The sequence below is a fragment of the Leclercia sp. J807 genome (genome assembly GCF_009734465.1).
GTDB lineage: Bacteria > Pseudomonadota > Gammaproteobacteria > Enterobacterales > Enterobacteriaceae > Enterobacter.
The window spans coordinates 4,687,890-4,708,739 of the sequence record NZ_CP046446.1 but is presented as its reverse complement, the minus strand read 5'-3'; the positions used below and the strand labels follow the sequence as shown (position 1 = coordinate 4,708,739).

General features: G+C 54.5%; 19 protein-coding genes. 3 read left to right on the top strand and 16 right to left on the bottom strand.

The features are described from left to right. Positions 1–567, top strand: a complete 567-nt coding sequence (locus tag GNG26_RS22410; protein ID WP_156240114.1) for an NADPH-dependent FMN reductase — start codon at positions 1–3, stop codon at positions 565–567. A 49-nt stretch (positions 568–616) separates the two neighbouring features. Here GNG26_RS22410 and adeP read toward each other — a convergent pair whose 3' ends face one another. Then, positions 617–1,951 carry an adenine permease AdeP gene (adeP, locus tag GNG26_RS22405; protein WP_156240113.1) on the bottom strand — a complete coding sequence of 445 codons (1,335 nt, stop codon included), beginning with the start codon at positions 1,949–1,951 and terminating at the stop codon, positions 617–619. A gap of 168 nt (positions 1,952–2,119) precedes the next feature. Here adeP and yieH point away from each other — a divergent pair, with 168 nt between their 5' ends. Continuing rightward, positions 2,120–2,785 carry a 6-phosphogluconate phosphatase gene (yieH, locus tag GNG26_RS22400; RefSeq protein WP_103177619.1) on the top strand — a complete coding sequence of 222 codons (666 nt, stop codon included), beginning with the start codon at positions 2,120–2,122 and terminating at the stop codon, positions 2,783–2,785. A gap of 36 nt (positions 2,786–2,821) precedes the next feature. Here yieH and GNG26_RS22395 read toward each other — a convergent pair whose 3' ends face one another. From GNG26_RS22395 to glmU, 8 genes are all read right to left on the bottom strand, one after another. Next, the gene (locus tag GNG26_RS22395) at positions 2,822–3,970 is read right to left on the bottom strand and encodes an esterase (protein WP_370463903.1); all 1,149 of its coding nucleotides are present in this window, start codon (positions 3,968–3,970) and stop codon (positions 2,822–2,824) included. A gap of 156 nt (positions 3,971–4,126) precedes the next feature. Further along, entirely contained in the window at positions 4,127–4,852 is a 726-nt protein-coding gene (phoU, locus tag GNG26_RS22390) for a phosphate signaling complex protein PhoU (protein WP_103177617.1), read from the bottom strand. Between the two features lie 14 nt (positions 4,853–4,866). Next, positions 4,867–5,640, bottom strand: a complete 774-nt coding sequence (gene pstB, locus GNG26_RS22385) for a phosphate ABC transporter ATP-binding protein PstB (RefSeq protein ID WP_103177616.1) — start codon at positions 5,638–5,640, stop codon at positions 4,867–4,869. Positions 5,641–5,687: 47 nt separating this feature from the next. After that, complete coding sequence (pstA, locus tag GNG26_RS22380; RefSeq protein ID WP_103824240.1) at positions 5,688–6,578, bottom strand: phosphate ABC transporter permease PstA; 891 nt, start codon at positions 6,576–6,578, stop codon at positions 5,688–5,690. Next, positions 6,578–7,537 carry a phosphate ABC transporter permease PstC gene (pstC, locus tag GNG26_RS22375; RefSeq protein ID WP_103177614.1) on the bottom strand — a complete coding sequence of 320 codons (960 nt, stop codon included), beginning with the start codon at positions 7,535–7,537 and terminating at the stop codon, positions 6,578–6,580. The genes pstA and pstC overlap by 1 nt, the downstream gene beginning before the upstream one ends. Before the next feature lie 128 nt (positions 7,538–7,665). After that, the gene (pstS, locus tag GNG26_RS22370) at positions 7,666–8,706 is read right to left on the bottom strand and encodes a phosphate ABC transporter substrate-binding protein PstS (RefSeq protein ID WP_103824239.1); all 1,041 of its coding nucleotides are present in this window, start codon (positions 8,704–8,706) and stop codon (positions 7,666–7,668) included. Positions 8,707–9,028: 322 nt separating this feature from the next. Continuing rightward, positions 9,029–10,858, bottom strand: a complete 1,830-nt coding sequence (gene glmS / locus GNG26_RS22365; protein ID WP_156240111.1) for a glutamine--fructose-6-phosphate transaminase (isomerizing) — start codon at positions 10,856–10,858, stop codon at positions 9,029–9,031. 179 nt (positions 10,859–11,037) lie between these two features. After that, a complete protein-coding gene (gene glmU, locus GNG26_RS22360) occupies positions 11,038–12,408 on the bottom strand; it encodes a bifunctional UDP-N-acetylglucosamine diphosphorylase/glucosamine-1-phosphate N-acetyltransferase GlmU (RefSeq protein ID WP_156240110.1) in 1,371 nt (456 codons plus the stop codon). A 343-nt stretch (positions 12,409–12,751) separates the two neighbouring features. Here glmU and GNG26_RS22355 point away from each other — a divergent pair, with 343 nt between their 5' ends. Continuing rightward, positions 12,752–14,842 (top strand): right-handed parallel beta-helix repeat-containing protein, encoded by a 2,091-nt coding sequence (locus tag GNG26_RS22355; protein WP_114316328.1) that lies wholly within the window; start codon positions 12,752–12,754, stop codon positions 14,840–14,842. 340 nt (positions 14,843–15,182) lie between these two features. Here GNG26_RS22355 and GNG26_RS22350 read toward each other — a convergent pair whose 3' ends face one another. The 7 genes from GNG26_RS22350 to atpE are packed head-to-tail and all read right to left on the bottom strand — an operon-like array spanning position 15,183 to position 20,815. Further along, complete coding sequence (locus GNG26_RS22350; RefSeq protein WP_039032217.1) at positions 15,183–15,602, bottom strand: F0F1 ATP synthase subunit epsilon; 420 nt, start codon at positions 15,600–15,602, stop codon at positions 15,183–15,185. 20 nt (positions 15,603–15,622) lie between these two features. Beyond that, entirely contained in the window at positions 15,623–17,005 is a 1,383-nt protein-coding gene (gene atpD / locus GNG26_RS22345) for a F0F1 ATP synthase subunit beta (RefSeq protein ID WP_103824235.1), read from the bottom strand. A gap of 31 nt (positions 17,006–17,036) precedes the next feature. After that, positions 17,037–17,900: a F0F1 ATP synthase subunit gamma gene (gene atpG / locus GNG26_RS22340; protein ID WP_103824234.1), complete on the bottom strand. Its 864-nt coding sequence runs from the start codon at positions 17,898–17,900 to the stop codon at positions 17,037–17,039. Between the two features lie 50 nt (positions 17,901–17,950). Next, the gene (gene atpA, locus GNG26_RS22335; protein ID WP_103824233.1) at positions 17,951–19,492 is read right to left on the bottom strand and encodes a F0F1 ATP synthase subunit alpha; all 1,542 of its coding nucleotides are present in this window, start codon (positions 19,490–19,492) and stop codon (positions 17,951–17,953) included. Positions 19,493–19,504: 12 nt separating this feature from the next. Continuing rightward, a complete protein-coding gene (gene atpH, locus GNG26_RS22330; RefSeq protein ID WP_103824232.1) occupies positions 19,505–20,038 on the bottom strand; it encodes a F0F1 ATP synthase subunit delta in 534 nt (177 codons plus the stop codon). 14 nt (positions 20,039–20,052) lie between these two features. Beyond that, on the bottom strand, positions 20,053–20,523 hold the full coding sequence (gene atpF / locus GNG26_RS22325; RefSeq protein ID WP_032615498.1) for a F0F1 ATP synthase subunit B: 471 nt from the start codon (positions 20,521–20,523) through the stop codon (positions 20,053–20,055). A 52-nt stretch (positions 20,524–20,575) separates the two neighbouring features. Further along, positions 20,576–20,815 (bottom strand): F0F1 ATP synthase subunit C, encoded by a 240-nt coding sequence (gene atpE, locus GNG26_RS22320; protein WP_000429386.1) that lies wholly within the window; start codon positions 20,813–20,815, stop codon positions 20,576–20,578. Between the last annotated feature and the right edge of the window lie 35 nt (positions 20,816–20,850).

Sequence of the window (20,850 nt, the reverse complement as noted above, 5' to 3'; positions counted from 1 at the left end):
ATGTCTGATACGTTGAATGTTGTTACGTTACTGGGAAGCCTGCGCAAAGGTTCATTTAACGGCATGGTTGCCCGCACTCTGCCGAAGCTGGCGCCTGAAGGGATGGTAATTACCGCCCTGCCGTCGATCGGCGATATCCCACTGTACGACGCAGATGTGCAACAGGAAGAGGGATTCCCTGCTGCCGTAGAAGCGCTGGCAGAACAGATCCGCCAGGCTGACGGCGTGGTGATTGTGACTCCGGAATATAACTACTCCGTGCCGGGTGGCTTAAAGAATGCTATCGACTGGCTTTCTCGTCTGCCGGAGCAGCCGCTGGCAGGTAAGCCGGTGCTGATCCAGACCAGCTCAATGGGGGCGATTGGCGGTGCGCGCTGCCAGTATCATCTGCGCCAGATCCTGGTCTTCCTCGACGCGATGGTAATGAACAAGCCGGAATTTATGGGTGGCGTGATTCAGAACAAGGTCGACCCGCAGACGGGTGAAGTGATTGACCAGAGCACGCTGGATCACCTGAGCGGACAGCTGAGCGCGTTCGGGAAGTATATTCAGCGGGTTAAAGCGTAAAAGAAGAAACAAAAATTAAAGCCCTTTTCTCAGAAAAGGGCTTTTTTTATTACGCGTCGATAAACGCAATCTTCAGAATGAACAGCAGCGCAACGACCATCACGCACGGGCTGATTTCACGCCAGCGCCCGGTCCCCGCCTTCATGACACAGTAAGAGATAAAGCCCAGCGCAATGCCTTCGGTGATGGAGAAACTGAACGGCATCATCACCGCAGTGATAAACGCTGGCACCGCTTCGGTCAGATCATCCCACTTCACGCGCGCCAGGCTGGAGGTCATCAGCACGCCCACGTAGATCAGCGCGCCTGCGGCAGCGTAGGGCGGCACCATACCGGCCAGCGGAGAGAGGAAGATCACCAGCAGGAACAGCAGGCCGACGACGACAGCGGTCAGGCCGGTACGGCCACCCACGGAGACCCCGGAAGAGGATTCGATGTAGGCGGTCACGGAGGAGGTACCGATAAAGGAGCCGGTTACGGAGGAGATGCTGTCCACAAACAGCGCCTGCTTCATGCGCGGGAATTTGCCCTTCTCATCCGCCAGACCGGCCTTGTCGGTCACGCCAATCAGCGTCCCGGAGGAGTCAAACAGGTTCACCAGCATGAAGGAGAAGATCACCCCGGCCAGGCCCAGGTTCAGCGAGCCCGCCAGATCGACATGGCCAATCACCGTGGAGACGCTTGGCGGCGCGGAGACGATGCCGTTGTAGTGCACATCGCCCATCATCCAGCCCAGCAGGGTGGTGACAATAATCGACACCAGCACCGCCGCGTGGATATTGCGTGAGGCCAGAATTGCGATGATGAAGAAGCCCAGCACACCCAGCAGCACGCTGTGGGAGGTCAGTTTACCGATGCTGACCAGCGTTTCCGGGTTCGCCACGATCACACCGGCGTTTTTCAGCCCCATCATACCGATGAACAGACCGATACCGCTGGTGATACCTACGCGCAGGCTGACCGGGATATTAGCAATCATCCAGTAACGCACGCGGAAAATGGTCAGCAGCAGCAGACCGACCGCGCCCCAGAAGATAGCGCCCATCCCCACCTGCCACGGCAGGCCCATCGCCTGAACCACGACGAAGGCGAAGAAGGCGTTGAGGCCCATCGCCGGTGCCAGGGCAACCGGCAGATTAGCGAATAGCCCCATCAGGATGCTGCCGAAGGCGGCGATCAGACAGGTCGTAACGAAGACGGCGCTGGTGTCCATGCCAGCAACGCCCAGAATTTGTGGGTTCACGAAAACGATATAGACCATCGTCAGGAAGGTGGTGAAACCGGCGATCACTTCGGTGCGTGCCGTCGTGCCGTGCTCGCGCAGTTTAAACACGCGCTCAAGCAAACCCGCGCCAGAAGACTGGGTAGTGTGTTGTTGACTCATTATCTATTTCCGAACAGGGAGGGAAAATCCGTCGCTATCCTATACCAAAATGCGACAATAAGGGCGGTTGTGAGGTACTTTTTTTCATTGCATCTGCTTATACGGCAACGATTGCGTCACACCGTTATGCATAACGTAAACGTTAAACTTGTTAAGAAAGGGAAAGGCATGTCTCAGATTGATGCGGTATTTTTCGACTGCGACGGTACGCTGGTCGACAGTGAGGTCATCTGTTCCCGGGCGTATGTCACCATGTTCCAGGAATTTGGTATCACGCTCGATCTCGAAGAGACCTTCAAACGCTTTAAGGGCGTGAAGCTCTACGAGATCATCGACATCATTAATGCCGAACACGGCGTCAGCCTCGCGAAAGCGGATCTGGAGCCTGTTTACCGCGCCGAGGTCGCACGCCTTTTCGACTCGGAACTGGAAGCGATCGCCGGGGCCAGCGCCCTGCTGGATGCCATGGCGGTGCCGATGTGCGTGGTCTCTAACGGCCCGGTGAGCAAAATGCAGCACTCCCTTGGCAAGTTACAGATGCTGCACCATTTCCCGGAAAAACTGTTCAGCGGCTACGATATTCAGCGCTGGAAGCCCGATCCGGCCATGATGTTCCATGCGGCGAAAGCGATGAACGTCAACGTCGAGAACTGCATCCTGGTGGATGATTCCAGCGCAGGCGCGCAGGCGGGGATCGCCGCGGGCATGGAGGTGTTCTACTTCTGCGCCGATCCGCACAACCCGCCGCTCGACCATCCGAAGGTGACAACCTTTACCGATCTGGCGCAGCTGCCGGCATTGTGGAAAGCGCGCGGCTGGAATATTACCCGCTAAGCAAATGCCCTCCCCCTATGGGGAGGGCTGATATTTTTACTTAAAGAGTTTTTGTACAAATTCCGCATAGGCCGGACGCCAGACGTCCATTTCGTGATTCAGTCCGGGATACAGCTTGTAGTCAAATTTAATGCCCTGCTTTTCCAGCTCCGCTTTCAGCCCGGCGATATCTTTTCCGGTTACCGAATCATGCTCCCCTACCACTACCGTAAAATTATGCAGCTGTCCGTTGATAACATCGGGCTGCTTAAATCTTGCGGCTACGCCCTCGTCCGGTACGGTAGTTGTGGTAACGCCGCTGAAGGTTCCCAGCCAGCCAAAGCTGTCCAGGTGATTCATTCCGGAAACCAGCGCCTGATATCCCCCCTGCGACAGACCCGCCAGCGCGCGGCCCTCCGCTTCTTTACGCACGTTGAAGCGGGTATCAATTAGCGGAACGATCTCGCTCATCAGCTCTCGATCTGCCGCTTTAGCATTGATGTGATAAAAGGTTTTGCGTCTTTCGGCAGGCGGGAAGTTCTCAGGAATCGCCTCCGGAATGTCGGTCTCCGTATCGGGCACGACCACCAGCATAGGTTTGATTTTACCCTCGGCCATCAGGTTATCCATGATTTGCGGCAGGCGGCCCTGATCGATAGCCGAAAGGCCGGTATCCCCAAAACCATGATAGAAATAGAGAACCGGTAACGGTTCGCCTTTACCGTTATAACCCGGCGGGGTCCAGACATAGACGCGGCGTTCAGCATTGAGCGCCTGCGAATGCCAGGTCAGGGTGGTCAGATCGCCATGGGGAACCGGACGATCGTCCAGAATGCTGCCGGGGACCAGAATCAGGCTGGTATTGACCTGGCGCTGGGGTTTTGGATAGCGGCTGCCCGTGTCGCTGGAGCGAAAACCGTCAATATCGTAGAAATATTCATACAGGTTCGGAGCCATAGGCTCGCTTTTCCATGACCAGACGCCGTTTTTATCTTTCGTCATATCATGGGAAACCCAGGTTTCCGGCATCGATCCCGTCACCACGGAGACCCGCTTCGCAGCAGGTGCAAACAGGCGAAAGGTAATACTTTTATCCGTATTAACCTGCGTGACATAGTGGCTAACCGGCATCGCCGGATCGGGTGTGGCAGGAAAGGGGGCGGCGTTAACCGGCATTCCAGTACTTATTCCAATACTGATTGCCATAGCCAGGCATGCTAATGATTTTTTCATGTTCCATCCTTTGCTGTTTTTCGTCCCACGTTAGCGCGTTTCGGTCGTCAGGCAACGGATGAAGGTAAATAATGTGATTGCACCAGAAATAATCACGCCAGTAAGTACTGGCGTGATGAGAGGGTGATATTACTCTTTCGGATCTTTACCCGCCAGCATCTTGTCCAGCTCGTCGCCACCCACATGGCGGAAATCCTGGCCCTTCACGAAGTAGAAGATGTATTCGCAAATGTTCTGGCAACGGTCACCGATACGCTCGATAGAACGAGCGCAGAACAGTGCGGTCAGAACGCTTGGAATGGTTCGCGTATCTTCCATCATGTAGGTCATCAGCTGGCGCACGATGCCTTCGTACTCCTGGTCGACTTTCTTGTCTTCCCGATAAATACGTACCGCTTCATCCAGATCCATACGCGCAAAGGCATCCAGCACATCATGCAGCATCTGCACGGTGTGACGCCCCAGCGACTCCAGGCTCACCAGCAGCGGCTGGTGTTGCTGGGAGAATTTCTCCAGCGCGGTGCGGCAGATTTTGTCCGCCACGTCGCCAATACGTTCCAGCTCGGCGATGGTTTTGATGATCGCCATCACCAGGCGCAGGTCGCTCGCTGTCGGCTGACGCTTGGCGATAATGCGCACGCAGGCCTCGTCGATCGCCACTTCCATCATGTTGACATGTTTGTCGCCTTCCACCACGCGCTTCGCCAGCTCGCTGTCCTGGTTATGCATTGCGGTGATCGCGTCAGAAAGCTGCTGCTCGACCATTCCGCCCATGGTCATCACCTGGGTGCGGATGCTTTCCAGCTCTGCGTTGAACTGGCCGGAAATGTGTTTATTAAGATTGAGATTATCCATTGCGCACTCCTGAATCAGCCGTAGCGTCCGGTGATGTAGTCTTCTGTTTGTTTCTTCGCAGGCTTGGTGAACAGGTCGTCCGTTTTACTGAACTCAATCAACTCGCCCAGGTACATAAATGCTGTGTGGTCGGAACAACGGGCAGCCTGCTGCATGTTGTGGGTCACGATCACCACGGTGTAATCCGCTTTCAGCTCGGTGATCAGCTCTTCAATACGCCCGGTGGAGATCGGGTCCAGCGCTGAGCACGGCTCATCCAGCAGCAACACTTCAGGGCGAATGGCGATACCGCGCGCAATGCACAGACGCTGCTGCTGACCACCGGAGAGAGAGTACCCGCTCTGGTGAAGTTTATCTTTGGTTTCGTTCCACAATGCGGCCTTGGTCAAAGCCCACTGCACGCGTTCATCCATATCGGCGCGGGAGAGCTTCTCGAACAGGCGCACACCGAAGGCGATGTTGTCATAAATCGACATCGGGAACGGCGTCGGTTTCTGGAACACCATGCCCACTTTCGCGCGCAGCAGGGCGATATCCTGGGTATTGGTCAGAATGTTGTCGCCATCCAGCAGGATCTCGCCTTCGGCGCGCTGCTCGGGATAGAGCGAATACATTTTGTTAAAGGTACGCAGCAGCGTGGACTTACCGCAGCCAGACGGACCGATGAATGCCGTCACCTGGTTTTTAGCAATATCCAGGTTGATGTTCTTCAGGGCATGGAACTTACCGTAGTAGAAGTTCAGGTCACGAACCGAAAGTTTACCCGGAGCAGTATTCACCATACTCATTGACTCATTTCCTCATCCGGCGCCGCAGCGTGCCACGCCGTCAATAATTAACCGTGTTTCTTCTTCGCGAAAATAACGCGCGCCAGAATGTTCAGTAACAGTACGCACAGGGTAATAATCAGTACCCCGGCCCAGGCCAGTGACTGCCATTCGGCAAACGGGCTCATCGCAAATTTAAAGATCGTTACCGGCAGGTTGGCGATCGGCTGCATCATATCCGTGCTCCAGAACTGGTTTGAGAGCGCGGTAAAAAGCAGCGGTGCCGTTTCACCGGCGATACGGGCAACGGCCAGCAGCACACCTGTCAGGATCCCCGAGATGGAGGCTTTCAGGGTGATGGCAGAAATCATCTTCCACTTTGGCGTACCCAGTGCGTAGGCCGCTTCACGCAGGCTGTCCGGCACCAGTTTCAGCATGTTCTCGGTGGTACGAATAACGATAGGTACCTGCAGCAGCGCCAGCGCAATCACACCCGCCCAGCCGGAGAAGTGTTCCATCTGCGCCACCACGATGGTGTAGACGAACAGGCCGACCACAATCGATGGAGCAGAGAGCAGGATGTCGTTGATGAAGCGGATCACTTCTGCAATCCAGGATTTACGGCCATACTCCGCCAGGTAAATACCCGCCATGATGCCAAGTGGCGTACCGAACACGGTCGCCCACAGGATCAGCAGGCCGCTGCCCGCCAGGGCGTTTGCCAGACCGCCGCCCGCCGTATTTGGTGGTGGGGTCATCTCGGTGAACAGCGCCAGCGACATGCCGTCGATACCGCGCGTTACCGTGGAGAAGAGGATCCAGATCAGCCAGAACAGACCAAATGCCATCGTCGCCATGGAGAGCGTCAGGGCGAGGCGGTTTTTCATGCGGCGCTTCGCCTGCATTTTGCGGCGGGATTCCGCCAGCTCCGCGGTATTTTGCATTTCGAGCGTAGCCATTAGCGTGCCCCCTCATTTTTCGCCAGGCGCATGATCATCAGTTTGGAGATCGCCAGAACAATGAAGGTGATAACAAACAGAATTAAGCCCAGTTCCATCAACGCAGCTACGTGCAGGCCCGACTCCGCTTCGGCGAATTCGTTTGCCAGCGCCGAGGTAATGCTGTTACCCGGCATATAGAGCGAGGCGCTGTCGAGCTGGTAGGTGTTACCGATGATAAAGGTCACGGCCATGGTTTCACCCAGCGCGCGGCCCAGACCCAGCATGATGCCGCCAATCACCCCATTTTTGGTGAACGGCAGGACGATACGCCAGATCACTTCCCAGGTGGTGCAGCCGATGCCGTAGGCCGACTCTTTCATCATCACCGGGGTCTGTTCGAAGACATCGCGCATGACCGCCGCAATGTACGGAATAATCATGATGGCGAGGATCACGCCTGCCGCCAGGATGCCGATACCGAAAGCCGGACCGGAGAATAGCGCGCCCACAAACGGGATGGCGGAAAGGACGTTACCTACCGGCTCCTGAAAGTAGGTCGCGAACAGCGGAGCGAAGATAAACAGACCCCACATGCCGTAAACGATACTTGGAATGGCCGCCAGCAGTTCAATGGCAATACCCAGCGGGCGTCGCAGCCAGTTTGGCGCCAGTTCGGTCAGGAACAGGGCGATACCGAAGCTCACCGGCACCGCAATCAGCAGCGCGATAAACGAGGTCACCAGCGTGCCGTAGATAGGCACCAGCGCACCGTAGATATCGTTCGGTGCATCCCACTCTTTGGTCCACAGGAAGGAGAAACCAAATTTCTGGATGCTCGGCCAGGAGGAGAAAATCAGGGACACGATAATGCCGCCCAGCAGCAATAGCACAATCAGCGCAGCCAGTTTTACCAGCGCGCTGAAAATCATGTCACCTTTTTTACCCGGAGGGTTAAATGCAGGCTTGGTTGCAGCCATAAATTACTCTTCTGTTTGAGACGTCTTACGAATATGCCCGGTGACGCTTACGCTTGCCGGGCCTACAGTCGGAACCGTAGGGCGGGTTAGCGCCAGCGCTACCCGCCATCTTCGTCAAAAATATCCTGTTAGTACAGCGCTTTACCGCTGCTGTCTTTCACGTTGGTTTTCCATGCAGCACGAATCTGCTCAACCACGCTGTCCGGCAGGCTGGCGTAATCCAGGTCGTTAGCCTGTTTGCCGCCATTTTTGTATGCCCAGTCGAAGAACTTCAGCACTTCAGCACCCTGCTCTGGCTTCTTCTGATCCTTGTGGACCAGGATGAAGGTGGTAGAGGTGATTGGCCATGCATTGTCGCCTTTCTGGTTGGTCAGATCCTGAGCGAAAGATTTGCTCCAGTCAGCGCCTTTGGCTGCGTTAGCAAAGTTCTCTTCGGTCGGGCTGACCGGTTTGCCGTCGGCAGAAACCAGTTTGGTGTACGCCAGGTTGTTCTGCTTGGCGTAAGCGTATTCTACGTAGCCGATGGAGCCAGGCAGACGCTGTACGAACGCGGCGATACCGTCGTTACCTTTACCGCCCAGACCGGTCGGCCAGTTAACGGTAGAGCCGGAACCGACTTTAGATTTCCACTCTTCGTTCACTTTCGCCAGGTAGCTGGTGAAGACGAAGGAGGTACCGGAACCGTCAGCACGACGAACCACAGCGATGTTCTGCGAAGGCAGCTTAACGCCCGGGTTCAGTTTGGTGATGGCTTCGTCATCCCATTTTTTGATTTTGCCGAGGTAGATATCACCCAGGGTTTTGCCATCCAGCACCAGTTCGCCGGACTTCAGGCCAGGGATATTTACCGCCAGCACAACACCACCGATAACGGTCGGGAACTGGAACAGGCCTTCCTGATTCAGTTTCTCATCCGACAGCGGAGCATCAGATGCGCCGAAATCAACGGTATTTGCGGTAATTTGTTTAACGCCACCGGAGGAGCCGATACCCTGGTAGTTCACCTTGTTACCAGTCTCTTTCTGGTAAGTATCAGCCCATTTGGCATACACCGGCGCAGGGAAGGTTGCACCAGCGCCAGTCAGGCTTGCCTCTGCAAATACAGAGAACGCGCTCATCGATAAGGTCGCGGCGACAACAGTTGCGACAGTGGTACGCATAACTTTCATAATGTCTCCTGCAAGATTTTCGTAAATCGTTGTTTAGTGGCTACGATGAGCAAAATAGGACAAAGAGGTGACAGATAAATGTACGAATTATGACAGTTTTATGACAACGAAAATCGCGCAGAAAAACCAGCAAAATAATCTATCATTATCAAGTAGTTATATTGAAATATGACAGATTGATTTCAGGTAAATTTTCTTTCTGTGACACTGAAAAAAATAGCCGAAGATGACAGTTTGTCATAGAACGCAGGGTAAAAAAGCAGGCGAAAAAACGCGCAGAAAGGATAAAAAAAGCTCCACCCGAAGGTGGAGCCTGAGAGGATTACTCTACGGTAACGGACTTCGCCAGGTTACGCGGCTGGTCGACGTCAGTGCCTTTGATCAGCGCAACGTGGTAAGCCAGCAGCTGCAGCGGAACGGTATAGAAGATTGGCGCAATCACCTCTTCCACATGCGGCATCTCGATGATGTGCATGTTGTCGCTGCTGGTAAAGCCGGCATCCTGATCCGCGAAGACATAGAGCACGCCGCCACGGGCGCGGACTTCTTCGATGTTGGACTTCAGTTTTTCCAGCAGTTCGTTGTTCGGTGCCACCACGATTACCGGCATATCCGCATCGATCAGCGCCAGTGGGCCGTGTTTCAGCTCACCTGCCGCGTAGGCTTCAGCGTGGATATAGGAGATCTCTTTGAGCTTCAGCGCGCCTTCCAGAGCAATCGGATACTGATCGCCACGACCCAGGAACAGGGAATGATGCTTGTCGGAGAAATCTTCCGCCAGCGCTTCAATGCGCTTGTCCTGGGAGAGCATCTGCTCAATACGGCTCGGCAGCGCCTGCAGACCGTGCACGATATCGTGCTCAATCGCCGCATCCTGACCTTTCAGACGGGCCAGTTTCGCCACCAGCATCAGCAGAACTGTCAGCTGGGTGGTGAACGCTTTGGTAGAGGCCACGCCGATTTCGGTACCGGCTTTGGTCATCAGCGCCAGGTCAGACTCACGCACCAGCGAGGAGCCCGGTACGTTACAGATCGCCAGCGAGCCCAGATAGCCCAGCTCTTTGGAGAGACGCAGCGCCGCCAGGGTATCAGCGGTTTCGCCGGACTGGGACAGGGTGATCATCAGGCTGTTACGACGCACGGCTGATTTGCGATAGCGAAACTCGGAGGCGATCTCCACGTCGCACGGCACGCCTGCCAGCGCTTCAAACCAGTAGCGGGAAACCATACCGGAGTTGTAGGAGGTGCCGCAGGCCACGATCTGAATGTGCTCAACTTTTGCCAGCATTTCGTTGGCGTTAGCCCCCAGCTCGCTCAAATCCACTTCGCCGTGGCTGATACGCCCGGTCAGGGTGTTTTTGATGGCATTCGGCTGCTCGTAGATCTCTTTCTGCATGTAGTGACGGTAAGCGCCTTTATCACCCGCGTCGTACTGCAGGTTGGATTCGATATCCTGACGTTTTACCGGCTCGCCAGATTTATCAAAGATTTTGACGTCACGGCGGGTCACTTCTGCAATATCGCCCTCTTCCATGAAGATAAAGCGACGGGTCACCGGCAGCAGCGCGAGCTGATCGGAGGCGATAAAGTTCTCACCCATCCCCAGACCAATCACCATCGGGCTGCCAGAGCGGGCTGCCAGCAGGGTAGACGGGTCGCGGCTGTCCATGATCACGGTGCCGTAGGCGCCGCGCAGCTGTGGGATCGCACGCAGTACGGCCTCACGCAGCGTACCGCCCTGCTCCAGCTCCCAGTGAACCAGGTGGGCAATCACTTCGGTGTCGGTTTCAGAGACGAAGGTGTAACCACGCGCGATAAGTTCTTCACGCAGCGGTTCATGGTTTTCGATGATGCCGTTATGCACCACCACAATGTGTTCAGAGACGTGCGGGTGCGCGTTGCCTTCCGAAGGTTCACCGTGGGTCGCCCAACGGGTATGGGCAATACCTGTGCCACCGTGCAGCGGGTTCTCTTCCGCGGCCTGTGACAGCATGTTTACTTTACCGAGGCGACGCAGACGGGTCATATTCCCTTCAGCATCAACCACTGCCAGACCGGCAGAGTCATAACCACGGTATTCCAGACGACGTAAACCTTCGAGAAGGATTTCAGCAATATCACGCTGCGCGACTGCGCCAACAATTCCACACATAGTTTTAGATTCCGAATAGAGGCTTTCGCCTGCGTTGTCGCTGACCTGTTATGCCCTTTCCGGGCGCCCCGAGCCTTGTAGAGAGTGGGGTTATATTTATGGGTACTGCTGATGGGCGGGGGATTATGTTATCCCCTCATCCCGAATCCTCTCCCGGAGGGGGAGAGGAAATAATCCGCTTACTTCTTTTTCACCGGGCGTTTCCAGCCCTGCTTATGCACCTGCGGCACACGGCTTAACACCAGCTCGTTCTCCGCCACATTGCGGGTAACGGTCGTGCCCGCCGCAATGGTTACGCCTTTACCAATCGTCACGGGTGCCACCAGCTGCGAATCCGATCCCACAAACACGTCGTCACCAATAATGGTTTTAAACTTGTTCGCGCCATCGTAGTTACAGGTGATAGTCCCGGCGCCGATATTCACGTTATCGCCAATCTCTGCGTCGCCCAGATAGGTCAGATGGCCAGCTTTCGAGCCTTTGCCCAGACGCGCTTTTTTCATTTCGACGAAGTTGCCGACGTGTGCGCCTTCCAGCAGCTCAGCGCCCGGACGCAGGCGGGCGAACGGCCCGATAGTGCAGGCGGCGGACAGATGAGCATCTTCAACCACGCTATAAGGGCTGATTTCGCAGTCGTCGCCAATGACGCTGTTTTTGATCACACAACCGGCGCCAATTTTGACGCGATTACCCAGCGTTACGTTGCCTTCCAGAATAACGTTAGTATCGATCTCGACGTCGCGCCCATGATTAAGCACTCCGCGCAGATCGAAACGTGCCGGATCGCGCAGCATTACGCCCGCCAGCAGCAGCTTTTCTGCCTGCTCGGACTGATATACGCGCTCCAGACGGGACAGCTGAAGACGGTTGTTCACCCCTTCCACTTCGCTTAAGCGATCCGGATGAACGGCAGCGATCTCGCGGCCTTCCTGATACGCCATCGCGATGATATCGGTGATGTAGAATTCGCCCTGGGCGTTATTGTTGTTCAGCTGTGACAGCCAGCGCTTCATGTCCGCGCCGTTGGCGATCAGAATGCCGGTGTTAATTTCCTGAATTTCACGCTGTGCCTCGGTGGCATCTTTGTGCTCAACGATGCCCGTCACCTTGCCGTTATCACGGGTGATACGGCCATAACCGGTTGGATCGTCCAGCTTAACGGTCAGCAGACCGATTCCGCCCTGCGGTTTTGCAGCACGCAGGCGGGTCAGCGTCTCAACGGAGATCAACGGCACGTCGCCGTAGAGCATCAGGATGTCTTCGTCGTCAGAGAAGAACGGGGAGGCCTGCTGCATGGCGTGGCCGGTGCCCAGCTGTTCTGCCTGCAGCACCCAGTTGAGTTTGTCATCACGTAGCGTCTGCTTCAGCAGATCGCCGCCGTGACCGTAGACCAGATGCACCTGGCTGGCGCCAAGATCGTTAGCGGCATCAATGACATGCTGCACCATCGCTTTCCCTGCAAGGGTGTGCAGCACTTTAGGAAGATCGGAATACATGCGGGTGCCTTTGCCTGCGGCAAGGATGACCACGCTCATTGCAGTGTTCAACATACACGTCCTGACTGTAATTTGAGTGAAAAGTAAAACCCTTTGGCGTTGAAAATTCTACATATTTTGCGCCAAAAAATGGAGTGACGGTAAAACGCACAACGTTGCCTGTTTCGGGCAAATTAACGGTCCTTTTTACCGCAGATTAAAGGGCTTTGCCTGTGAAATATAGCGCCCTTTAGCGAACTCTCCAGCCCTCCCAACATGTTAGCTATTTTTTCGCTCTATTAATAAAGCCTGTTATAAGCAAAACACTGTTTTAATTATCTGAATGTGTGACACACAAAAAAGAAACGCTGTTTTATTCTGATGATAATAGCGCTCAATTATTACTCAGGAGAATAAGATGAAGTCTAAAATACCTCTGGCCCTGATGATGTGTAGCGCCTTTTCCGCTATGGCAACAGAACAACCTCATGTCTGGAAAGCCATCGCCTTTGGGCAATCAACGGATCTGAATTTTTCCTCCAACGTGCTGCCCGAAAAAATCGGCGTCAATGATGTGACCATCGACGGGAAAAAGCTCTCACCCCAGGAGAGCGCTGACCTGGCGAAAGCCATCACCCTGGAAAGCCGGGGCGGCAAAATCGCCAACTCCCACGACGGCTTAACGTTTTTCTATACCGAGCTGCCAACGGCAGAAAATTTCGTTTTGCAGGCCACTGTCCGGGTCGACCAGTTTGGGCCGGAGAATGGCGCGAAACCTGCCGCGCAGGAGGGCGCCGGACTGCTGGTGCGCGATGTCCTCGGCAACCCGCGCCAGCAACCGCTAAAAACGGGTTATGAAGAGTTTCCGGCGGCATCGAATCAGGTGATGAACGCCATCATGACCCAGGATAAAAAAGACCATCAGCGAGTAAAAATGCAGGCTATCACCCGGGAGGGGATCAGCCATCCGTGGGGTGATGCCGGAGCCGCCATTAAGAAGCAGAGTTATAAGGAAGAGGTGGATCTGAGCCAGACGCCGGAATTTCGCCTGAAACTCCAGCGCACCGACGACGGCTTTATTACCGCCTGGGCCCCGCTGGACAGCGACACCTGGGTGAGCAAGCGCGTGCCGCGCGCTGACCTGATTTCGGTACAGAATAAGGACCACTATTACGTCGGCTTTTTTGCCTCCCGCAATGCCAAAATTACGGTCACTAACGCCTCGCTCACCACCACCAGCGCCCATACCGTGCCTTCGGAGCCCTGGCAGGCAGAGCCACTGCCGGTCGTGGTGCAGCTGGCGTCCGGTACGGTCAGCGCTTCGCCAGATTACCTGCTGCAGGCGCGCGCTAATGAGGACGGGGTATTTAGCGTAAGACAAAACGAAGTGGTGATCGGTAATGAGAAAGCGGTGAAAGCAGGCGAGATGTACACCCTGCCAGCCCGACTGGAGCAGACCAGCACCTTCACGGTGACCTTTACGCCTGCTCATGGCACGCCAGTGAATCAGCAGCTCACCGTCGAACGCATTGCGGACAGAGATACGACGCACCTCTATGCCGCTCCGGACGGAAAAGCGGATGCACAAGGCACCGCCGATGCGCCACTGGATCTCGCCACCGCTATCGCCCTGCTGGCGCCCGGCGGCAAGCTGGTGCTGAAAAGCGGCGATTACCCGCAGAGTGAGATCCCCGTCGCTGCCAGCGGCAGCAGCGATAAACTCAAAACCCTGCAGGCAGACGGTAAAGTGGTTATCCACGGCCTGCTGCTTGATGCCAGCTACTGGCATATCAACGGTATCGACGTGACCGGCAAAAGTTTGCGCGTCCAGGGTAGCCATAACCTGATCGAGCGCGTCACGGCCTACCGCAACGATGATACCGGGATCCAGATCTCCTCCCCGGAAAAAATTGGCCGGCCATTATGGGCAAGCTATAACCGGGTTGTGGATTCTGAATCTTACGCCAATGAAGATCCCGGCAAGATTAACGCCGATGGCTTCGCGGTGAAAATGCGGGTGGGGGAAGGTAACCGATTGGAGCGTTGCTATTCCCACGACAATATCGACGACGGTTTTGACCTGTTCAACAAGATTGAAGATGGCGCAAACGGCGTGGTCGTGATCGAGAACTCGGTTGCCAGCAACAATACCAGTAACGGCTTTAAGCTCGGCGGAGAAGGGCAGCCTGTGGCGCATCAGATCCGCAACAGCAAAGCCACGGGCAATCACCTGGACGGCTTCACCGATAACTTTAACCCCGGCAGGCTGGTGGTGGAGAATAATATCGCGGTGGATAACCAGCGCTTTAACTATATCTTCCGTCCAAGCCCGTATGGCGATGTGACAACTCAGGGAACCTTTACCGGAAACGTATCGATCCGTAATAAGCCAGGCGAGTACGACGATGCGGTAACAGGAAACATTGATAACACGAACTACTTTATCAAGAAGGGTAAAAGCGTGAACAGTGAAGGGAAAGAACTGGATAAAACGCAGGTAAAAATGTAGGTACCAGGGAGGCGCTTCGCTTATCACACTACGGTAAGCGTGGCGCCACCCGGCATATCAGCACTTAGTGGTTGAACGTACCGAAAGAGACGTTCATGTTGCTGAAAAGGGCGATGATTTTGTTGATCGTTTTCATGATGGCATCCTGATATTTTTGGAGTTCAGTTATGTGATATTCATCACAAAACGAAGTCTACTCCTGACTATTCTGCCGATCAATCTTTTTGTGATCTAAATCACAAAATAATAAAACATCGTTTTAGTTTCAGATTTTCTGAAACGGATCCATAAAAAAAGCCAGTCTGGAGACCAGACTGGCTTTCGTGCTTTCAAGCCGGTGTTACATCGCTTTCTTGGTCAACTCGATAACGCGCAGTTTCGCGATCGCTTTGGCCAGCTCTGCAGACGCCTGAGCGTAATCCACGTCGCCATGAGAGCTCTTAATGTGCTCTTCTGCTTTACGCTTCGATTCCAGAGCTCGTGCTTCGTCGAGATCCTGGCCACGAATTGCGGTATCAGCCAGTACGGTCACGCTACCAGGCTGCACTTCAATAATGCCGCCAGACAGATAGATAAACTCTTCATGACCGAACTGTTTAACGATGCGGATCATACCAGGCTTAATGGCGGTGAGCAGCGGGGCGTGACCCGGGAAAATACCCAGTTCACCTTCGCTACCCGTTACCTGGATTTTCTCGACCAGACCAGAGAACATTTGTTGCTCTGCGCTGACGACGTCCAGGTGGTAAGTCATTGCCATATCACCCTCCGATTAAGGCGTTAAAGTTTTTTGGCTTTTTCCACGGCTTCGTCGATGGAACCCACCATATAGAACGCCTGCTCCGGCAGGTGATCGTATTCGCCTTCCATGATGCCTTTAAAGCCACGGATGGTGTCTTTCAGCGCAACGTATTTGCCCGGAGAACCAGTAAATACTTCTGCTACGAAGAACGGCTGGGACAGGAAGCGCTGGATCTTACGCGCACGTGCTACCACCAGTTTGTCTTCTTCAGACAGTTCATCCATACCCAGGATGGCGATGATGTCTTTCAGTTCCTGATAACGCTGCAGCAGGGACTGTACGCCACGCGCGGTGTCGTAGTGTTCCTGACCCACTACCAGTGGATCCAGCTGACGGCTGGTGGAGTCCAGCGGGTCAACGGCCGGGTAGATACCCAGAGACGCGATCTGACGGCTCAGTACCACGGTTGCGTCTAAGTGCGCAAAGGTGGTTGCTGGGGATGGGTCAGTCAAGTCATCCGCAGGTACGTATACCGCCTGAACGGAGGTAATAGAACCGGTTTTGGTAGAGGTAATACGTTCCTGCAGAACACCCATCTCTTCCGCCAGGGTCGGCTGGTAGCCTACCGCTGATGGCATACGACCCAGCAGTGCAGATACTTCTGTACCAGCCAGGGTGTAACGGTAGATGTTGTCGACGAACAGCAGTACGTCACGACCTTCGTCACGGAATTTCTCAGCCATGGTCAGACCGGTCAGCGCAACGCGCAGACGGTTTCCAGGTGGCTCGTTCATCTGGCCGTAAACCAGGGATACTTTATCCAGAACGTTGGAGTCGGTCATTTCGTGGTAGAAGTCGTTACCCTCACGAGTACGCTCACCTACGCCCGCAAACACGGAGTAACCGGAGTGCTCGATCGCGATGTTACGGATCAGCTCCATCATGTTTACGGTTTTACCTACACCCGCACCACCGAACAGACCAACTTTACCGCCCTTCGCAAACGGACACATCAGGTCGATAACTTTGATGCCGGTTTCCAGCAGTTCCTGAGAGCTGGACAGCTCTTCATAGGAAGGTGCTGCGCGGTGGATAGCCCAACGCTCTTCTTCGCCGATATCGCCTTTCATGTCGATCGGCTGACCCAGGACGTTCATGATACGACCCAGGGTTGCTTTACCTACTGGTACTTCAATTGGGTGCTCGAGGTCTTTTACTTCCAGACCACGACGCAGACCGTCGGAAGAACCCATGGCGATGGTACGCACGATACCGCCACCGAGCTGCTGCTGAACTTCCAGCACCAGATTTTCGTTACCATTCTGAACCTCAAGAGCATCGTACACGCGCGGTACGGCATCCTGAGGGAATTCGACGTCAACTACGGCGCCGATTACCTGGACAATCTTTCCAGTAGCCATCTTGAATCCTCTACGTAATTCGTAAACCTGGTTAAACCGCGGCGGCCCCCGAGACGATCTCGGTGAGTTCCTGAGTAATGCTGGCCTGACGAGCTTTGTTGTATACCAACTGCAGCTCTTTGATCAGGCTGCCACCATTATCGGTAGCGGCTTTCATCGCCACCATACGTGCGGCCTGCTCGCTAGCCAGGTTTTCTACCACGCCCTGATAAACCTGAGATTCAACATAACGACGCAGCAAGGTATCCAGCAGCGGTTTTGGATCCGGTTCATACAGGTAATCCCAGGCTTTATGTTTTAACTCTTCATCTTCTGATGCCGGTAACGGCAGCAGCTGAGTGAGGGTCGGAACCTGGGACATGGTGTTAATAAATTTGTTATTTACAACGTACAGCCTGTCCAGACGGCCTTCATCATAGGCCTGCAACATCACTTTAACCGGACCGATCAGTTCGGACAGGGACGGGTTATCACCCATACCAGTCACCTGGGCGACAATATTGCCGCCTACGGAATTGAAGAAAGAGACGCCCTTAGAGCCGATCATCGCGATATCGCTTTGAACGCCTTTATCGGACCATGCTTTCATATCCGCCAGCAGCTTTTTGAACAGGTTAATGTTCAAGCCGCCGCACAAACCACGGTCGGTAGACACCACCAGGTAGCCCACGCGCTTAACGTCGCGCTCTTCCAGGTAAGGGTGCTTATATTCCAGATTACCGCTCGCAAGGTGACCAATCACTTTGCGCATGGTATCTGCATAAGGACGGCTGGCCGCCATACGTTCCTGCGATTTACGCATTTTGGAAGCGGCGACCATCTCCATCGCTTTAGTGATCTTTTGCGTGTTCTGGACGCTTGCGATCTTACTACGTATCTCTTTTGCGCCGGCCATGAGCTTCTCCTCAATGCCTTGCGGTCTGCCCTAAGACAGACCGCCAGACGTTACCAGGACTGGGTTGCTTTGAAGGAATCGAGCAGGCTCTTCAGCTTGCCTTCGATTTCGTCGTTATAGCCACCGGACTGGTTGATCTCTTGCATCAGTGGAGCATGGTCACGGTCAGCGTAAGCCAGCAGTGCGGCTTCAAAGCTACCGATTTTCGCCAGTTCTACATCCCCCAGATAACCACGTTCTGCTGCGAACAGTACCAGGCCCTGCTGTGCGACTGACATAGGGGCATACTGTTTCTGTTTCAGCAGCTCGGTCACTTTCTGACCGTGGTCAAGCTGTTTACGGGTTGCATCGTCAAGATCGGATGCAAACTGGGAGAACGCTGCCAGTTCACGATACTGTGCCAGTGCGGTACGGATACCACCGGACAGTTTCTTGATGATCTTGGTCTGTGCTGCACCACCTACACGGGATACGGAGATACCCGGGTTAACCGCCGGACGAATACCGGAGTTAAACAGGTTGGTTTCCAGGAAGATCTGACCATCGGTAATGGAGATTACGTTGGTCGGAACGAACGCAGAAACGTCACCCGCCTGGGTTTCGATGATCGGCAGAGCGGTCAGAGAACCGGTTTTGCCTTTCACTTCACCTTTGGTGAAGTTCTCAACGTATTCCGCGTTAACGCGGGACGCACGCTCCAGCAGACGGGAGTGCAGATAGAATACGTCGCCCGGGAATGCTTCACGTCCAGGTGGACGACGGAGCAGCAGGGAAACCTGACGGTAAGCCACAGCCTGTTTAGACAGGTCATCGTATACGATCAGTGCATCTTCACCGCGGTCACGGAAGTATTCGCCCATTGCGCAACCGGCATACGGTGCCAGGTATTGCAGTGCAGCAGATTCAGAAGCGGTCGCCACAACAACGATGGTGTTGGACAGCGCGCCGTGCTCTTCCAGTTTACGCACCACGTTAGAGATGGTGGACGCTTTCTGGCCGATAGCCACGTACACACATTTGATACCGGAATCGCGCTGGTTGATGATCGCATCGATTGCCATCGCGGTTTTACCGGTCTGACGGTCACCGATGATCAGCTCACGCTGGCCACGGCCGATTGGGATCATGGCGTCAACGGATTTATAACCGGTCTGCACCGGCTGGTCGACGGACTGACGATCGATTACGCCCGGTGCGATAACTTCGATTGGCGAGAAGCCATCGTTATCAACTGGACCTTTACCGTCGATTGGCGCACCCAGGGTGTTCACCACGCGACCCAGCAGGCCGCGGCCAACTGGAACTTCAAGAATACGGCCAGTACACTTAACCTTCATGCCTTCGGCGAGGTCAGCGTAAGGCCCCATCACAACTGCACCTACGGAGTCGCGCTCCAGGTTCAGTGCGATAGCGTAACGGTTACCCGGCAGGGAGATCATTTCACCCTGCATACAATCGGCCAGGCCGTGGATGCGGATAACACCGTCGCTTACAGAAACAATAGTACCTTCGTTGTGAGCTTCACTCACAACACTGAACTGAGCAATGCGCTGCTTGATCAGTTCGCTGATTTCGGTGGAATTCAGTTGCATGCTCCAGTCCCCTTAAGACTGCAAGACGTCTGCAAGGCGCTCAAGACGGCCGCGTACGCTGCCATCAATGACCATATCACCCGCACGGATGATTACGCCTGCCATTACAGACTTATCGATATTGCAATTCAGCTTCACTTTGCGTGACAGACGTTTTTCCATCGCGGCGGTGATTTTCGCAAGCTGTTCGTTACTCAGTTCAGTCGCAGAAGTTACTTGAACTTCAACAGTGGCTTCACTGAGGGCACGCAGGTGCTCAAACTGCTCGAGAACATCCGGGAGCGCTTTAAGACGACCATTTTCTGCCATTACCCGAATCAGGTTCTGGCCGTTGGCGTCCAGCTGCTCACCGCAAATGGCGATGAACGAATCGGCGAGCGTTTCAGGCGCCAGGGCGCCAGAAAGCATCTCAGCCATATGTTCGTTTTTCGTTACCTCAGCGGCAAACGCCAGCATGTTCTGCCAGCGATCGACATTTTGGTGTTCGATAGCAAAGTCAAAAGCTGCTTTGGCGTAGGGGCGAGCTACCGTAACAAATTCAGACATCAGCCCCTCCCTCCTTACAGTTCAGCGACAAGTTTGTCCACGATGTCGCTGTTAGCAGCTTCATCCACGGAACGTTCGATGATCTTCTCGGCGCCAGCAACAGCCAGAATCGCGACCTGCTTACGCAGCTCTTCGCGAGCACGTTTACGCTCGGCATCAATTTCTGCCTGCGCTTGTGTCACGATTTTAGTACGTTCCTGTTCTGCTTCAGCTTTCGCTTCGTCCAGGATCTGAGAACGACGTTTGTTCGCCTGCTCGATGATTACCTGGGCTTCCGCTTTCGCTTTTTTCAGCTGGTCGGTCGCGTTGGCCTGTGCAAGGTCCAAATCTTTCTTAGCGCGTTCTGCAGAAGCCAGGCCGTCAGAAATTTCTTTCTGACGTTTTTCGATGGCAGCCATTAAAGGCGGCCATACATACTTCATGCAGAACCAGACAAAGATAACAAACGCGATGGCCTGGCCGAGGATTGTTGCGTTCATGTTCACAGCACAATACCTCTTTAAATTTACAACTGTGGCTTAGGGTTTAAACGACTTACTACGCGACAGCAAACATCACGTACAGACCCAGACCTACAGCGATCATCGGGATAGCATCCACCAGACCCATAACGATAAAGAACTGAGTACGCAGCAGAGGAATCAGATCTGGCTGACGCGCTGCGCCTTCCAGGAATTTACCCCCGAGGATGCCGATACCGATCGCAGCACCGATAGCCGCCAGACCCATCATCACAGCGGCAGCCATGTACAGCAGATCCATATTCAGGTTTTCCATGACAGTCTCCAGTTTGTTTCAGTTAAAACGTAGTA

Coding starts and splice junctions, on each gene's coding strand:
- GNG26_RS22410 (WP_156240114.1), top strand. CDS start 1: ATGTCTGATACGTTGAATGTTGTTACGTTACTGGGAAGCCTGCGCAAA.
- pstB (WP_103177616.1), bottom strand. CDS start 5,640: ATGAGTATGGTGAATACTGCTCCGGGTAAACTTTCGGTTCGTGACCTG.
- glmU (WP_156240110.1), bottom strand. CDS start 12,408: ATGTTGAACACTGCAATGAGCGTGGTCATCCTTGCCGCAGGCAAAGGC.
- atpD (WP_103824235.1), bottom strand. CDS start 17,005: ATGGCTACTGGAAAGATTGTCCAGGTAATCGGCGCCGTAGTTGACGTC.
- yieH (WP_103177619.1), top strand. CDS start 2,120: ATGTCTCAGATTGATGCGGTATTTTTCGACTGCGACGGTACGCTGGTC.
- pstC (WP_103177614.1), bottom strand. CDS start 7,537: ATGGCTGCAACCAAGCCTGCATTTAACCCTCCGGGTAAAAAAGGTGAC.
- GNG26_RS22355 (WP_114316328.1), top strand. CDS start 12,752: ATGAAGTCTAAAATACCTCTGGCCCTGATGATGTGTAGCGCCTTTTCC.
- atpA (WP_103824233.1), bottom strand. CDS start 19,492: ATGCAACTGAATTCCACCGAAATCAGCGAACTGATCAAGCAGCGCATT.
- adeP (WP_156240113.1), bottom strand. CDS start 1,951: ATGAGTCAACAACACACTACCCAGTCTTCTGGCGCGGGTTTGCTTGAG.
- pstS (WP_103824239.1), bottom strand. CDS start 8,706: ATGAAAGTTATGCGTACCACTGTCGCAACTGTTGTCGCCGCGACCTTA.
- atpG (WP_103824234.1), bottom strand. CDS start 17,900: ATGGCCGGCGCAAAAGAGATACGTAGTAAGATCGCAAGCGTCCAGAAC.
- atpE (WP_000429386.1), bottom strand. CDS start 20,815: ATGGAAAACCTGAATATGGATCTGCTGTACATGGCTGCCGCTGTGATG.
- atpH (WP_103824232.1), bottom strand. CDS start 20,038: ATGTCTGAATTTGTTACGGTAGCTCGCCCCTACGCCAAAGCAGCTTTT.
- GNG26_RS22395 (WP_370463903.1), bottom strand. CDS start 3,970: ATGGCAATCAGTATTGGAATAAGTACTGGAATGCCGGTTAACGCCGCC.
- phoU (WP_103177617.1), bottom strand. CDS start 4,852: ATGGATAATCTCAATCTTAATAAACACATTTCCGGCCAGTTCAACGCA.
- pstA (WP_103824240.1), bottom strand. CDS start 6,578: ATGGCTACGCTCGAAATGCAAAATACCGCGGAGCTGGCGGAATCCCGC.
- glmS (WP_156240111.1), bottom strand. CDS start 10,858: ATGTGTGGAATTGTTGGCGCAGTCGCGCAGCGTGATATTGCTGAAATC.
- GNG26_RS22350 (WP_039032217.1), bottom strand. CDS start 15,602: ATGGCAATGACTTACCACCTGGACGTCGTCAGCGCAGAGCAACAAATG.